Source organism: Acinetobacter septicus, assembly GCF_019355975.1.
Taxonomy (GTDB): domain Bacteria; phylum Pseudomonadota; class Gammaproteobacteria; order Pseudomonadales; family Moraxellaceae; genus Acinetobacter; species Acinetobacter ursingii.
In genome coordinates this window covers 2,358,596-2,373,126 of the sequence record NZ_CP079898.1, presented here as the reverse complement: position 1 = coordinate 2,373,126, position 14,531 = coordinate 2,358,596, and the positions used below count along the sequence as shown (strand labels likewise).

Genomic DNA, 14,531 nt, shown 5'->3' with positions numbered 1-14,531 from the left:
AGAGCCATGATGACAAATTTTAAAATTTCCACAACAAATTTTTATCTTTTTATTTTATGTTTTTTTATAATTTTTGGAAACTTAGGTCGAATTGGCTCTTCATTTAATATTACTGAGATAGCTATTCTTTTGATTTTTTCATTGAGTTTTTTCTTAAAAAAAATACAAAAAAGAATTTTAGTAAGTTTATTGAGCTTACTATTATTAATACTTTTATCAATGATAGTAGGAATTATTAAATTCTCATTAAATTTTGATGGTATCTCATATTCAATTAGATTAATTATTCAAATATTAAGTATTTATAGTATAGCCTATACACTTTTAAATTATGAAAAAAATCAACATGATTTCAATAGAATAATAAATTCTTATATAAATGTGTACATATATTTATCAATTATTTCGATAATTATTTTGTTTTTATTTCCAAATTCAGTTGATTTTTGGTCATTCTTAAGTAATTTTGGAATCATAATTGATGGTGACCCTCATGTTAATAGAATAGTTTCAACCTATTTTGATCCAAATTTTTTTGGTAATATTTTATTACTACCTTTCTTACTTACAGTAATTCAATTAAAATACTACCCTTCAAAACTCAACGTATTTAAATTACTGATTTTAGCTTTTACATTAATCTTCACATTCTCTAGATCAACAATTGCATCTATGTTTTTGCTAATTTTTTTATACTATATTTATCAAGTATATACATCACTTAAAAGTGGCAAAATACAAAAGAATTTAATATATACAGGTATATTGTTTTTATTGACAATACCAGTTTTTGCTAATAACTCATATATTAGTGAACGATTAGTACAAAGATTTAGCTCCACTTCTTCAAACGACGGATCAACTATGGCAAGAATTGAATCTTATAATATTGGGAGAGAATTATTCTACAACAATCCAATACTTGGTACAGGATTCAATTTCACATTAGAAATACAAAAAAAATTAAGAGGTGGTATTGGCATAGATTCAAGCATACAATCAATTCTAATAGGCTTTGGAATTATAGGGAGTATGTTTTTAGTATTTTTATTATTTATTTTTATTGTATCAATTTATAACAGTTATAAAAGAGCGAAAAATTATGAAAGAGAGATATCGTTTTTCTATGTAATTTATTTAATTTTTTCAATACTTTTTTTATCAAATTTCAATCAACTACTTTTCTATCCTTTTTGGATGATACCAACTTTATCATTTGGAATTTATTTAATTATCCGAAAATCTCATTTTCCAAAAACCATTTATAAAGATTAAGTGAAAGCAATAGACTTAATTAATTTTAAATATCATTAATTATGAGTTAATTTACTATTTATTCTATTTAAAAAATTAACTCATATATAAATGATAGAGTGATTTTCGATACGTCATATTAATTATAAAAATATTGTTTTTTTTTACATTAATGATTAAAGTTAGAATTTGCAAACTGTCATTCATTAAATAATTTTCAATATGATCAAAAATATTCAAGTCTTAAGGGCTTTTGCTGCCATAGTTGTAGTAATGTATCATGCTGTAGGTTTAGTAGAAGACTACGGGTTCTCTTACTCAAGCTATAAATTTTTAACTTTTAACGTAGGTTACTGGGGGTCTTTTGGTGTAGATATATTTTTTATTATCTCTGGCTATATCATGTTTATGATTCAAGATAACAAAAATAAATCTCCTTTTGAATTTGCAATTGATCGCATTAAAAGAATAGTTCCATTATATTGGTTATATTTACTTACAATATCCTTATTGTTTTATATTTTCCCCGACTTATTTCGAGCCTTAAATATAACACCAGAATATCTACTTACTTCGCTCTTTTTTATAAGTCATTATTTTAATTATAGCTATCCTGTAATATATGTAGGATGGACTTTAGAATTAGAGATGTTGTTTTATTTTATTTTTTTCATACTACTTTTTTTAAAAAGAATAGATACAAAAATTAAGATACTTATTATGCTCTTAGTATTTATATCTTTATCATTTTATCAAAACACAAATCCGATTATCTTTGAATTTATTTTTGGTGGATTTATATATTTATTTCTATCAAACTTCAAAATTAGAAATAATAATTTTTTCTGGATTCCGATAATATTTTCAATTATATTTGTTAGTCTTTTAAACAAAGAGTTTGAAAATTTCAGATTGATATTCTGGGGTATACCAGCATTAATAATATTTTACTCAACCCTACATATAAAAGAAATTAATAATAAAATATTTCTTGAATTAGGCAATGCTTCATATTCGATATATCTTATTCAAGTTTTCACCTTACCTTTGGTAGGTAAGATCTTAGCAAAATATGCAGCAAACACTCATGGAATTCTTGTTTTATTATAATGGTCTTGTTTTCAATAATTATAGGTTATCTATCATACTTAATTATTGAGAAAAAATTAATAAGTTTATCTAATAAAATAGTAAAATAAATTCAGAAAAAATAATGCTTGGCTAGTCAAGCATTATTTTTTATAAAAAGTTTAGATAAATAAAAACTTTAAATATCTTATTGCTCTTGAAAATTGAAATCTTCGAGCTCTATTAAGAGATACTAAAAAAATAGATAATTTCACAAAAATTAGTTTATTAGGATAAAACTTTCTTGTTATTAAAATTCTGTTTCTTACAGAGCAATAATCTGCAATCTGACTTTTACCTTTATTTGTTGAAGCACCATGGGCATGAAAAACTATACTCTGAGATGCTATACCAATTGAAAAATTATTTTCTCTAGCTCTATTACAATAATCAATTTCCTCGTAATATAAAAAATAATCTTCACATAATAGACCAACATTTTCTAAACAATCACGAGATATAAGCAATGATGCACCAATTACGTAGTCAATTTTTTCTTCAAATTCTTTTTCATTAATAGCATCATTAATCTTAAGATCACTACCAATTTCTTTCGTTGTACAAAGCCAGGGATTAATTATACCACCTACACCCTGTACATTACTTTTATTTTCCAACTCTACTAATCTTGAACCTACAACTCCATAATTATTATTTTCTAAAAACTTATGAAGCATAAATTTCAAACTATCACTTTGAACAACGGTATCATTATTTAAAATCCAAACATATGACATTCTCTCAAACTTCAAAGCAAAATTAATACCAATATTATTTCCACCAGCATAACCATAATTTTTAAAATTTTTAATAAAGTAAAATTTCTTATCAATCTTATATGTTAAAGTTTCATCTTCATTTAATGAAATATAATCATTACCATAAAAATCACTTAAATAACTCTCTATTTGTTTAATAGAATTCACATCAGAGTCATTATCACAAACAATAATTCTGATATTATTAAAGTCATCTAAATTAACTAAACTTTTTAAACAAGCTATAGTTTCTTTAGCAGAATTCCAATTCAATACAACAATATATATCATTACCAACACTCAATTAATTTATTTATATGAATCAATAACTTTACTTGATAAATCATCATAAGTTGTAACAATGCTATCTCTAGGAGTTGCATTATTCTGCTCAATCATAATCTTTAGTTTTGCTAGTGTTGTAAAACGATAAACGCACATTAATAAAGATAAGACTAAACCATAGAAACCATCTTTATATCCACTTTTTAAAATAAATCTATAAACAAACTCTCTAATACAAGTATATATTACTGTTAAAAATGATGACTGTTTTCTTTTATCAAATAATTGTTTAGCCTCAACTGTTGTATATTTATTTAATTTTTCTAAAAAATGTTCAATATCAATATAATTAAAATGCCATATACATGTTTCATTATTTTTTAAAGTTATTATTCTTGCTTGATCAGAAATATTTACAAAATTATGTATAGTACTTCCATATGTCATCATAATTTTTTTGAAAAATCTCATTTGAATATCATCGTGCATATTCCAGCCCGTATGTTTAATCTCATGACCAAACATAAAATTTTTTCTAGGAATCCATATAGCATCAGCTTTATCTTCCTTTGCTATCGCTATCAACTCGTCTGACAAAGACTTTGGAATTACTTCGTCTGCATCTAAAACCACAACCCATTCATTCGATACTTGGCTTAAAGCGAATGCGCGTGCTGGTTCAGAATATCCAACTCGCTCAAAATAAAAAATTTTATCTGTATATTTTTTTGCTATTTCTACAGTTTTATCATCACTATACATATCTACTAAAATGATTTCATCTACCCAACTAAGTGATTGAAGACATTTTTCAATGTTTTTTTCCTCATTGAGTGTATTTATTAATGCTGAAATTTTCATTTTATAACCTTCAATTTTAACTCAGTAAATGCTTCGCGCCAGTACTTAAATGGACTATTTCCTGTTTTCAATATAACACAGAACATTGAGAAACAGATTATTAGCTCTACCAGAATATTTGCCAAAACAGCACCATAATTAGATAGAAATTTTACAAAAAAAACAAAAATAAAAACATTGACTACAGATGAATACATAATAATCTTACTGAATGCTTTTTCTAGACCAGCAGGAATCATAATTAAATTTGCAAATATTATAGCCAACATTACTAATATTGGTAATGGAGAAAATAACTTTAGCAAATACCCAGCTTCTTTAAATTCATAACCAAATAATAAATTTACAATAAAATCGGATAAAACAAAAATAATAAAACTTCCTGTAAAAAATAAGGCTAGTAGTATGTATATTATTTTCATTGTTGAAGCTAATGCATTAGCTTTATCTTCATGAAACATCCTAACTTGATTTGGAAAAAAAGCATTACTAATCGGAGAACATAGACTAATTGAAGCTCTTATAAGCTTTTCAGCTATATAATAATTTGCGACCAAAGAAGGAGGTAGCATTAAACCAAGAAAAAAAGTATTACAACTTAAATATAGATTTCCAAAAATATTTGGAATAAAAATAATCCAACTATATTTCAGCTGTTTTATAAAAAAATCTTTTTCAGATATTTTTTTTTCAGAAAATTTAAATATTTTTAGTAATTTAGGTATTAATATAAATCCAGCTAATAAACCACCTGCTGATTGAAGAAAAACTGCCCAATATATATCAGTTTCATTTTTAACACACAGTAACAACATAATAAATAACAATATTCTAGATAAAATCTGAATAAAACTTACATATTTTAATTGCTCTAAACCCTGAAACAACCATTGTGGATAAATGATATTTCCTATTACAGCCGTGCATGCTAACAAATATAAGATTAAATCATTTCCAATACGTTCAAAAAATAATCCTGACAAATATAATATAAAAACTAAAACGCTTGAGAGAATAATTTTTATAATTGTTACAGTGCCCCAGATTTCAAAAAGTTTATTATTGTCATTTCTATAAACTGCTACATCTTTAGCAGCACTCAAATTAAATCCAAAATCACTTAAAATCAGAAGTATTTGTGAAATAGCCATTGCAAATACTACTTTTCCTAAACTATCTGCACCTAAAACTCTTGCTAAGTAAGGTAAAGCCAATAAGGGTAGTACTAAATTGATTAATTGTACCAATGTTAATGATATAGCATTTTCTGTTATCTTATTTAGTTTCATAACTTATTCGTCATTTTTTAACTCATGAAAGAAATTAGCTTTTTCATCTTTCTCAGTTAGCTTTATATTCACTCCTTCTTCAATAGGCCAATCAATCGCAAGATCTGGATCATTCCATACAATACTTCTTTCACATTCCTTAGAGTAGTAATTCGTGGTCTTATATAAAAACTGAGTATTATCTTCGAGTGCTATAAAGCCATGTGCAAAACCAGCAGGAATCCAAAACTGTTTATGGTTTTCACCTGTAAGCTCAAGCCCTACCCACTCCCCAAATGTTGGTGAGTTTTCGCGAATATCTACTGCCACATCCCACGCTCGGCCCTGTACCACACGTACCAGTTTTCCCTGCGCATGCGGATTCAGCTGATAATGCAAACCGCGCAATACGCCTTTTTGTGAAAACGAGTGATTATCTTGTACAAATTGTGGCACATCTAAATCACGCTCAGTAAGCGCCTGCTCAAAGTTTTTTTGGTTAAAACTTTCCATAAACCAGCCACGGTCATCACCAAATACACGCGGCTCTAAAATGAGTAACCCATTGATTTTAGTTTCAATAATATTCATTACGACAATATCCAGTGTAGTCTATATGCAAGGCATCATGTTGATTTAGATAATGACTTGATTACATTTATTTTGAATGTTCTTGATGCAATTTTAACAAGTACTGACCATATCCTGTCTTTTTAAAGAATTCACCACGTGCTTTCAATTGATCTAAATCAATCCACCCGTTGTTAAAAGAAATTTCTTCTAGACTGGCTACTTTTAAACCTTGACGATGCTCAATCGTTTGGACAAATTGACTGGCTTCAATCAATGAATCATGTGTTCCCGTGTCTAACCACGCAAAACCACGACCAAGTACTTCTACATTCAGGTTGTTCTGTTGCAGGTAAACATTATTCACATCCGTGATTTCTAATTCGCCACGATGTGATGGTTTAATATTTTTGGCAATTTCAACTACGCTATTATCGTAGAAATATAAGCCTGTTACTGCATAATTAGATTTAGCCTGTTCAGGCTTCTCCTCAATACTTAAAGCCTTACCCGATGCATCAAAGTCGACTACACCAAAACGCTCAGGATCATTCACATAGTAGCCGAATACTGTAGCGCCCTGATCTTGGACTGCTGCACGTTTGAGTTGTTCGCTGAAATGTTGACCATAGAAAATATTATCACCCAATATCAGTGTGACATTATCCTGACCAATAAATTCTTCACCCAAAATAAATGCCTGGGCAAGTCCGTCTGGTGATGGTTGTACTTTATAAGACAACTTAATTCCGAGTTCTTGGCCTGTACCCAATAATTTCTCAAAGTTTGGCAAATCTTCTGGTGTCGAAATAATTAAGATTTCATTAATCCCTGCCAACATCAAAACAGACAATGGATAATAAATCATTGGTTTATCATAAATAGGGAGTAATTGTTTCGATGTACCCATCGTGATTGGATACAAGCGTGTTCCAGAACCACCCGCTAAAATAATACCTTTACGATTTTTTTGTACTGTCATATTAAATCATCTCTGCAATCGCATGTTCTACACCCTGTTGCCACTCTGGTAAGTGGATGTAAAAAGTCTGTTGTAATTTTTGGGTATTTAATCTGGAGTTAAGTGGACGCTTGGCAGGCGTCGGATAAGCAGTTGTCGGAATTGCTTCTACCTGCTTAATCTGTAGCTCAATACCCTTTTGACGTGCTTTTTCAAAAATAAATTGTGCATAGTCATACCATGAGGTTTCACCTTGTGGAGCAAGATGATAATGCCCATGTAAATCATGGTGTTGATCTGGATTAAAATCATAATATCGTATGACTTGAGCTGTGACATCCGCAATCAAAGCTGCACCTGTCGGTACACCAATTTGATCCGCAATAATATTCAGTTCATCTTTACTTTTTGCGAGTTTCAACATGGTTTTAATAAAATTATTGCCATGCGTACCATAAACCCAACTGGTTCTAAAGTTAATAAATTTAGCCTTGCTTTGCTCTAGTGCAATTTCACCTGCTAGTTTGGTATGTCCATAAGCATTTTGAGGAGCTTTCTCATCAGTTTCTTGCCATGCAATTTGTCCCTGACCATCAAACACATAATCAGTTGAATAATGTATCAACAATGCATTCATTATTTTACATTGTTCGGCCAAATGCTTTACCGCCAAATGATTAATTAAATCTGCCTGTTCAAGATCAGTTTCAGCTTGATCCACCGCAGTATATGCGGTTGCATTCACTACAATATTCGGACGAAATTGTGTAATGACTCGAGCGATGGCATCAAAGTTTACGATATCACCACAATACTGAGTTTTCGCATCTTGATAGCGATCTAGAGCCAATACTTCACCTAAGGGTTGTAATGCTCTCTGCAACTCCCAACCGACCTGCCCATTTTTACCTAAGATTAACAGCTTCATCTCTATTCACTCACTGTTTTAGGCATTGGCATACTGTTGTTCAACCCAGTTCTGGTATTCGCCACTTTGTACATTCCGCACCCAATCCTGATGATCTAAATACCACTGTACTGTCTTTCGCAGACCTGTTTTAAATGTCTCTTCAGGTACCCAATTTAAATCTTGTTTAATTTTAGTGGCATCAATCGCATAGCGTAGATCATGACCTGGCCGATCTGTAACATAAGTAATCAGATCTTGATACTGTGCTATACCTTCTGGCTTGTTAGGTACAAGTTCTTCTAAAAGTTCACAAATCGCTTTGACTACATCAATATTTTTCTGCTCATTATGACCACCAATATTGTATGTTTCGCCTACTTTAGCTTCAGTAACAACTTTATAAAGTGCACGTGCATGATCTTCAACATATAACCAGTCCCGAATTTGTGCACCATTCCCATAGACTGGTAATGGCTTACCAGCAAGCGCATTTAAAATGACCAGTGGAATCAGTTTTTCTGGGAAATGATAAGGTCCATAATTATTAGAACAATTGGTTAATACAACAGGCAAACCATAAGTACGATACCAAGCACGGACGAGATGATCCGAACTAGCTTTACTTGCAGAATAAGGTGAACTTGGGGCATAAGGCGTGGTTTCCAGGAATAAATCCTCTGTACCCTCTAAATCACCATAGACTTCATCAGTAGAAATATGATGAAAACGAAATGCTGATTTTTTATCTTCTGCTAGGGTATTCCAATAATATCGTGCTGCTTCCAGTAACTGATAGGTACCGATGATATTCGTTTCTATAAAATCAGCTGGACCTGAAATTGAACGATCCACATGTGACTCCGCAGCCAAATGCATAACGGCATCGGGTTGGAAATCCAAAAAAAGTCGATCTAAAGCAGCACGATCACAAATATCGGTTTGGGAAAATTGATATCTTTCATTTTGATCAATTTCTTTTAAAGATTCTAAATTCCCTGCATAGGTTAATTTATCCACATTTAAAATTTCATCGTTTGTATTATTTATAATATAGCGCACCACCGCAGAACCAATAAAACCTGCACCACCCGTAATTAATATTTTCATCTTTTAAATATCACTTCTAAATTACAAACGAATATCGCTATGCGCTTTATCGAGAACATATTTTAAATCATATAAAACATGTTTTTCTTTGCCTAATTGTTTAAATTGATCAATTGTCATACTTTTAAACTGGTCATGTGCCACCGCAAGCACGATGGCATCATACTGCCCTTGATGTAATTCTTTAATAGGTGCTAGGCCATATTCATGTTGGACTTCTGTATCATCCACCCAAGGATCATAAATATCTAAATCAAGATCATATTCTTTCAGAGCTTTGACCATATCTACAATTTTGGTATTACGGATATCAGGACAATTTTCTTTAAAACTCAGTCCCATGATGAGGATTTTTGAACCCACCACTTGTATCCGTTGTTTGACCATTTCTTTAATCAATTGGGTCGCCACATATTCGCCCATTCGATCATTTAAACGTCGAGCGGCGAGTATAATTTCTGGATGTAAACCGATCGATTGTGCTTTATGGGTTAAATAATAAGGATCGACACCAATACAATGCCCACCGACTAAGCCAGGACGGAACGGTAAAAAGTTCCACTTAGTGCCCGCCGCTTTCAGCACTTCTTCAGTATCAATGTCGAGTTTATTAAAAATTAATGCCAATTCATTAATCAACGCAATATTCACATCACGCTGAGTATTTTCAATGACCTTTGCTGCTTCAGCGACCTTAATACTTGGTGCTTTATACGTGCCTGCATCTATGATCAACTGATAAACTTGATCAATATAATCAGCGACTTCAGGCGTAGAACCCGAGGTTATTTTTAAAATATTGGTCACACGTCGTTGTTTATCACCTGGATTAATACGTTCAGGACTATAACCCACAAAAAAATCCTGATTAAATTTTAAGCCTGAAACCTTTTCTAAAACTGGAATACAAACCTCTTCAGTGGCTCCTGGATAGACTGTGGATTCATAGACTACGATGTCGCCTTTTTTTAGGACTTGACCAATGGTTTCAGAAGATTTGATCAATGGGGTTAAATCAGGTTGTTTAAAATCATCAATCGGTGTTGGAACAGTCACAATAAAGAAATTGGATTGCTTTAATGCAGTAAAATCATGGGTATAACGCAAATTGACTGCTTGTTTTAATTCTTCTGCCGAAGTTTCTAGCGTATGATCATGCCCAGCAAGCAGTTCAGCAATACGTTGTTGATTAATATCAAAACCAATGGTGGGTTTTTGCTTGCCAAACTCAACGGCTAGTGGCAGCCCAACATAACCTAGTCCAATAATTGCAATACTGAGCTGTTCAAGCTGAAACATAAGAAACCTGATAATGACGAAGCAATCTGCGAAGTATATTACGAAAGTAGATCTTTACATGTTACAAAATATAGCAGATCTTACATGACGGATGTTTGAATTATACAATTTAACATTTAAAAACCTACATCTTATTTTCATTATGGTCTACAATTCTGACAGAATTTTGATTCAAAGTTACAACGAATTACAAACAAAGGGTTTTGCTGTGAAGTTGAGAAGCACCTCATTTTTATTATCTATCTGTATTTTAAGCCTTTCAGGATGTGCTGTTACTTCCGGATTACAGACCTACGATTTACCAGAACAAGGTCATTTTAGAACAGACCAAGGCGCAGATGTGTCTGTCGTTCAACTTAATCAGGCGAATCTTCCTGCATTACAAACCGCAGCGAATGTGACCTCCTCTGATTTAGCATCATTATTTCGTTCGCAGCATACCTTATACCGCTTAAGTGCAGGTGATGTACTGTCGATACAGCTTTGGGCTTATCCAGAACTAACTCCTCCTCTTCAACAAGATTCTGCCAATATCAAAGCTTCAGGCTATCCGATTGATAGCGATGGCAATATCTATTTACCACTTGTCGGTAAAATTCACGCTGCTGGCAAAACCGTGTCTGAACTGAATCGAAACCTTCGAGCTCAATTTGCGCATTATTTAAAAACCCCTGATGTTGTGGTTCGGGTGCTTTCTTACGAAGGGAATCGTTATTTTGTCAATGGTCAGGTGATGAAAAGTGGTCAATACACTTTAAATGACCAACCGATTAGTATTTATACCGCACTGGGTATGGCGGGTGGTGTCAATACCGAAACTGGTGATAATACCTCGATTCAACTGATTCGTAATGGTAAAACGTTTGATCTAAACGCGGTGAGTCTAGAAAAACAGGGCTATTCCCTACACAAACTCCTCATCCAGCCCAATGATACGATTTATGTCAACACCAAACAAAACCAGAAACTCTATGTGATGGGTGAATCGAGTAAAAGTCAGGCGCTGTCTTTACGTGATCAAGGCATGACTTTAAGTGATGTATTGGGTGAAAGTGAAGGGATCAATCCATATTCAGCCAGCGCAGCGCGAATTTATGTGATGCGTACTAATTTACAAACGCGTACCTCAACCATTTATCATTTGGATCTCAGCAGTATTGGAAACCTAGCGTTGGCCAATCAATTTCAAATGCAAAAAAATGATATTGTTTATATCGATGCAACAGGTTTAACTCGCTGGCAGCGTATTATGAACCAGATTGTACCGTTCTCTAGCGCACTTTATACATTTGACCAATTGGGTAAAAACTAAGCGAATAAACGAATGCAAATACAAAATATTTTGGTGGTTTGTGTTGGAAATATCTGCCGTAGCCCAATGGCTGAGTATTTATTAAAACAAACGTATCCACATCTCAACATCGAGTCAGCAGGGATCTCTGGCTTGATTGGCGAAGTCGCAGATGCCAAGGCTATTCAGTGCATGGATGTAATCAACATTGATATGCGTCCACATGTTGCACGTAAACTAAATAGTGATTTAATCAAAAAAGCTGATTTAATTTTAGTGATGAGCTTAAATCAACAAAAACATCTAGAACAGACTTGGCCTTTTGCCAAAGGTAAAGTGTTTCGACTTGGACATTGGCAACATAAAAATGTGCCTGATCCCTATCAACACGATCAGGCGTTTTTTGATGAAACCTGCCGTAATATTCAGGCTTACGTGTCTGACTGGAAATCACATATTTAATTTTTAAGTAGTTGCATACCCATGAGTCAAAATTCAACAACAACTGAAGACACCATTGATTTAAAAGAGCTATTTTTCTCTTTGATTGCGCAATGGAAAATTATCGCGCTGTGCATTATTTTGAGTTTAATCTGTGCCTTGCTTTATCTTCGCGTTACGCCTGATATTTATTCAGTCGATGCCATGGTACAGGTTGAAGACAGCAAGAGTGCTGCTTCAGCTGCTTTATTAGGCGAGTTAAGCAGTGTTGCAGGTGCAGTAGGCGGACAAAAATCACCTGCCGATGCAGAACGGGAAATCCTGAATTCGCGACTCGTTTTGGGTCAGGTCATTCAGAATTTGCATCTGGATATTCAGATTAAAGATACACAAGATACGTTGTTTAATCGTCTCGTATCAGAATCAAAGCGTAAACTGGATTATTCTCAATCAGGCGTTTTATTTAAAGAAAACGGACAGTCTTTTTTTGTTGAAAAGTTTGAAGTGCCTTATTACTTTTTAGATAAGCCTTTAACCCTTCAATTTAAGCAAAATCAATTTAGTTTGAGTTATAAAGACAGTATTGTTGCTGAAGGTCATTTAAATCAGGATAACCTTTTAACCACCAATAAAGGTCAATGGAAAATCCGCATCAATAGCACTACACCATTTAAACATGCGTTCAAAATCACCAAATTTGCTTTACCAACAGCGGTTAAAAATTTAACTGAAAATTACAGTGTGGCTGAAAAAGGCAAGATGACGGGAGTGCTTGGTCTGACCTATCAAGGACAAGATCAGGAAGAAATTACTCAAGTTCTGAATAATATTTTAGTGGTTTATCATGCGCAAAATATTGAAAGAAAATCCTTAGAATCTAAACAAACCTTGAGTTTTCTGGATAAACAATTACCTGAATTACGCAAACAATTGGAAGATTCTGAAAAGAAATTCAACCAGTTCCGTGAACAACATAATACCGTTGATGTCACTCAAGAGTCAGAATTATTGCTTAAGCAAAATATTCAACTTGAAACCATGCGAATTGAATTACAACAGAAACAAGCTGAGCTGGCTGCAAAATACACGCCTGACCATCCATTAATGGCTGAAATTAATGCGCAGGTGGCGACCGTTAATAAAAAACTGGGTGAACTGAATGGAACCTTGAAACGTTTACCAGAACTACAACGCTTATATTTACAGTTATATCGTGACGTCAAGGTCAATACTGAACTTTATACGAATTTACTTAATAGTTATCAGCAACTTAAAATTTCTGAAGCGGGTGAAATTGGTAATGTACGAATTATCGATAATGCAGTTGAGCCGATTAAACCGATTAAACCGAAAAAGCTGATCGTTCTGATTCTGTCTATTTTTGTCGGTGGTTTTATTGGGGTACTGATTGCTTTAACCCGTAATATGTTGCGTACAGGTATTAAAGATTCTGCCCAAATTGAAAATGAACTTGAACTTCCTGTATACGCTACTGTGCCTCGTTCTCCAGTACAAGAAAACCGTTTGGCTGTTTTGAAAAAGAAAAAGAATATTCCTATTCTTGCAGTTAAACACAGTGATGATGTTGCCATTGAAAGCTTACGTAGTATTCGTACTGCGATTCATTTCGCGCTTTCAGGTGCCAAAAATAATATCATTATGATCAGTGGTCCTGCGCCAGAAGTTGGTAAGTCCTTTATCTCGACCAACTTGGCAACGATTTTTGCTCAAAGTGACAAAAAAGTCTTACTGATTGATGCCGATTTACGTCGTGGTTATTTGCATAAATATTTTAATCTGGAGACTCAACCTGGTCTTACCGAATTATTAACCGATCAAGCAACTTTGACGCAAGTAACGCATTCAACTGAAGTGCCAAATTTAAGCTTTATCAGTCGTGGTAAGAGTCCGTCGAATCCCTCTGAGCTACTCAGTTCTCAAAAGTTCCAAACTTTATTGCAAGAACTTTCTCAGCACTATGATCATATTATTCTGGATACACCGCCAGTACTTGCGGTCACAGATGGTATTATTATTTCACAATATACTGGCGTAAATCTGATTGTGGCGCGTCATGCCAAGACGCAAATGAAAGAGCTTGAATTAACGCTCAATCGTTTCGAGCAGGCTGGAACCAAAGTGAATGGCTTTATTCTTAATGATATTCAGCGTTCGGCTAGCGGTAGTTATGGCTATAACTATGCTTATGCCTATAAAGCGGCCAAAGATGATTAATCATTCTTAAGCTCTGTATCGTTAAAAAATCGAATCTACGGGTTCGATTTTTTTATGCAGAATTCAGGATTGGTGTGAAATTAGATAAAAATCCTGTTATTTTTTTTATTAAACAGGATATGCTTAAGGTAGCCATGCTAAGATTGCATGCGATTGATATTTG

At 33.0% G+C, this 14,531-nt stretch carries 13 protein-coding genes; 5 read left to right on the top strand and 8 right to left on the bottom strand.

What is annotated here, in order from left to right:
- Positions 1-6: 6 nt before the first annotated feature.
- The gene (locus I6L31_RS11330; RefSeq protein WP_035271546.1) at positions 7-1,275 is read left to right on the top strand and encodes an O-antigen ligase family protein; all 1,269 of its coding nucleotides are present in this window, start codon (positions 7-9) and stop codon (positions 1,273-1,275) included.
- Positions 1,276-1,476: 201 nt separating this feature from the next.
- Positions 1,477-2,364, top strand: a complete 888-nt coding sequence (locus I6L31_RS11325) for an acyltransferase family protein (RefSeq protein WP_005000843.1) — start codon at positions 1,477-1,479, stop codon at positions 2,362-2,364.
- A gap of 140 nt (positions 2,365-2,504) precedes the next feature.
- Here the strand turns inward: I6L31_RS11325 and I6L31_RS11320 are convergent, their stop codons facing one another.
- From I6L31_RS11320 to tviB, 8 genes are all read right to left on the bottom strand, one after another.
- A complete protein-coding gene (locus I6L31_RS11320) occupies positions 2,505-3,431 on the bottom strand; it encodes a glycosyltransferase family 2 protein (RefSeq protein WP_005000841.1) in 927 nt (308 codons plus the stop codon).
- Positions 3,432-3,449: 18 nt separating this feature from the next.
- Entirely contained in the window at positions 3,450-4,286 is an 837-nt protein-coding gene (locus I6L31_RS11315; RefSeq protein WP_005000837.1) for a glycosyltransferase family 2 protein, read from the bottom strand.
- Positions 4,283-5,575: an oligosaccharide flippase family protein gene (locus tag I6L31_RS11310; protein ID WP_005000835.1), complete on the bottom strand. Its 1,293-nt coding sequence runs from the start codon at positions 5,573-5,575 to the stop codon at positions 4,283-4,285. The genes I6L31_RS11315 and I6L31_RS11310 overlap by 4 nt, the downstream gene beginning before the upstream one ends.
- Before the next feature lie 3 nt (positions 5,576-5,578).
- Positions 5,579-6,145: a dTDP-4-dehydrorhamnose 3,5-epimerase gene (rfbC, locus tag I6L31_RS11305; protein ID WP_005000833.1), complete on the bottom strand. Its 567-nt coding sequence runs from the start codon at positions 6,143-6,145 to the stop codon at positions 5,579-5,581.
- 67 nt (positions 6,146-6,212) lie between these two features.
- Complete coding sequence (gene rfbA / locus I6L31_RS11300; protein WP_005000831.1) at positions 6,213-7,106, bottom strand: glucose-1-phosphate thymidylyltransferase RfbA; 894 nt, start codon at positions 7,104-7,106, stop codon at positions 6,213-6,215.
- A gap of 1 nt (position 7,107) precedes the next feature.
- Complete coding sequence (rfbD, locus tag I6L31_RS11295; RefSeq protein WP_004988768.1) at positions 7,108-8,013, bottom strand: dTDP-4-dehydrorhamnose reductase; 906 nt, start codon at positions 8,011-8,013, stop codon at positions 7,108-7,110.
- 18 nt (positions 8,014-8,031) lie between these two features.
- Positions 8,032-9,102: a dTDP-glucose 4,6-dehydratase gene (gene rfbB, locus I6L31_RS11290; protein WP_004988769.1), complete on the bottom strand. Its 1,071-nt coding sequence runs from the start codon at positions 9,100-9,102 to the stop codon at positions 8,032-8,034.
- A 21-nt stretch (positions 9,103-9,123) separates the two neighbouring features.
- Positions 9,124-10,401 carry a Vi polysaccharide biosynthesis UDP-N-acetylglucosamine C-6 dehydrogenase TviB gene (gene tviB / locus I6L31_RS11285; RefSeq protein WP_004988771.1) on the bottom strand — a complete coding sequence of 426 codons (1,278 nt, stop codon included), beginning with the start codon at positions 10,399-10,401 and terminating at the stop codon, positions 9,124-9,126.
- A gap of 208 nt (positions 10,402-10,609) precedes the next feature.
- Between tviB and I6L31_RS11280 the strand changes: the two genes are divergently transcribed.
- From I6L31_RS11280 to I6L31_RS11270, 3 genes are read left to right on the top strand one after another with little or no spacing between them, the layout of a single operon-like run.
- Positions 10,610-11,713, top strand: a complete 1,104-nt coding sequence (locus I6L31_RS11280; protein ID WP_026039965.1) for a polysaccharide biosynthesis/export family protein — start codon at positions 10,610-10,612, stop codon at positions 11,711-11,713.
- 12 nt (positions 11,714-11,725) lie between these two features.
- Positions 11,726-12,154 carry a low molecular weight protein-tyrosine-phosphatase gene (locus I6L31_RS11275; protein WP_004988779.1) on the top strand — a complete coding sequence of 143 codons (429 nt, stop codon included), beginning with the start codon at positions 11,726-11,728 and terminating at the stop codon, positions 12,152-12,154.
- 21 nt (positions 12,155-12,175) lie between these two features.
- Positions 12,176-14,368 carry a polysaccharide biosynthesis tyrosine autokinase gene (locus I6L31_RS11270; protein WP_004988781.1) on the top strand — a complete coding sequence of 731 codons (2,193 nt, stop codon included), beginning with the start codon at positions 12,176-12,178 and terminating at the stop codon, positions 14,366-14,368.
- Positions 14,369-14,531: the final 163 nt, after the last annotated feature.

Bases quoted from the DNA above. Each gene is read 5' to 3' on its own strand.
- rfbD (WP_004988768.1), bottom strand. From the start codon at position 8,013: ATGAAGCTGTTAATCTTAGGTAAAAATGGGCAGGTCGGTTGGGAGTTG.
- I6L31_RS11270 (WP_004988781.1), top strand. From the start codon at position 12,176: ATGAGTCAAAATTCAACAACAACTGAAGACACCATTGATTTAAAAGAG.
- rfbC (WP_005000833.1), bottom strand. From the start codon at position 6,145: ATGAATATTATTGAAACTAAAATCAATGGGTTACTCATTTTAGAGCCG.
- rfbB (WP_004988769.1), bottom strand. From the start codon at position 9,102: ATGAAAATATTAATTACGGGTGGTGCAGGTTTTATTGGTTCTGCGGTG.
- rfbA (WP_005000831.1), bottom strand. From the start codon at position 7,106: ATGACAGTACAAAAAAATCGTAAAGGTATTATTTTAGCGGGTGGTTCT.
- I6L31_RS11325 (WP_005000843.1), top strand. From the start codon at position 1,477: ATGATCAAAAATATTCAAGTCTTAAGGGCTTTTGCTGCCATAGTTGTA.
- I6L31_RS11310 (WP_005000835.1), bottom strand. From the start codon at position 5,575: ATGAAACTAAATAAGATAACAGAAAATGCTATATCATTAACATTGGTA.
- I6L31_RS11315 (WP_005000837.1), bottom strand. From the start codon at position 4,286: ATGAAAATTTCAGCATTAATAAATACACTCAATGAGGAAAAAAACATT.
- tviB (WP_004988771.1), bottom strand. From the start codon at position 10,401: ATGTTTCAGCTTGAACAGCTCAGTATTGCAATTATTGGACTAGGTTAT.
- I6L31_RS11275 (WP_004988779.1), top strand. From the start codon at position 11,726: ATGCAAATACAAAATATTTTGGTGGTTTGTGTTGGAAATATCTGCCGT.
- I6L31_RS11320 (WP_005000841.1), bottom strand. From the start codon at position 3,431: ATGATATATATTGTTGTATTGAATTGGAATTCTGCTAAAGAAACTATA.
- I6L31_RS11330 (WP_035271546.1), top strand. From the start codon at position 7: ATGATGACAAATTTTAAAATTTCCACAACAAATTTTTATCTTTTTATT.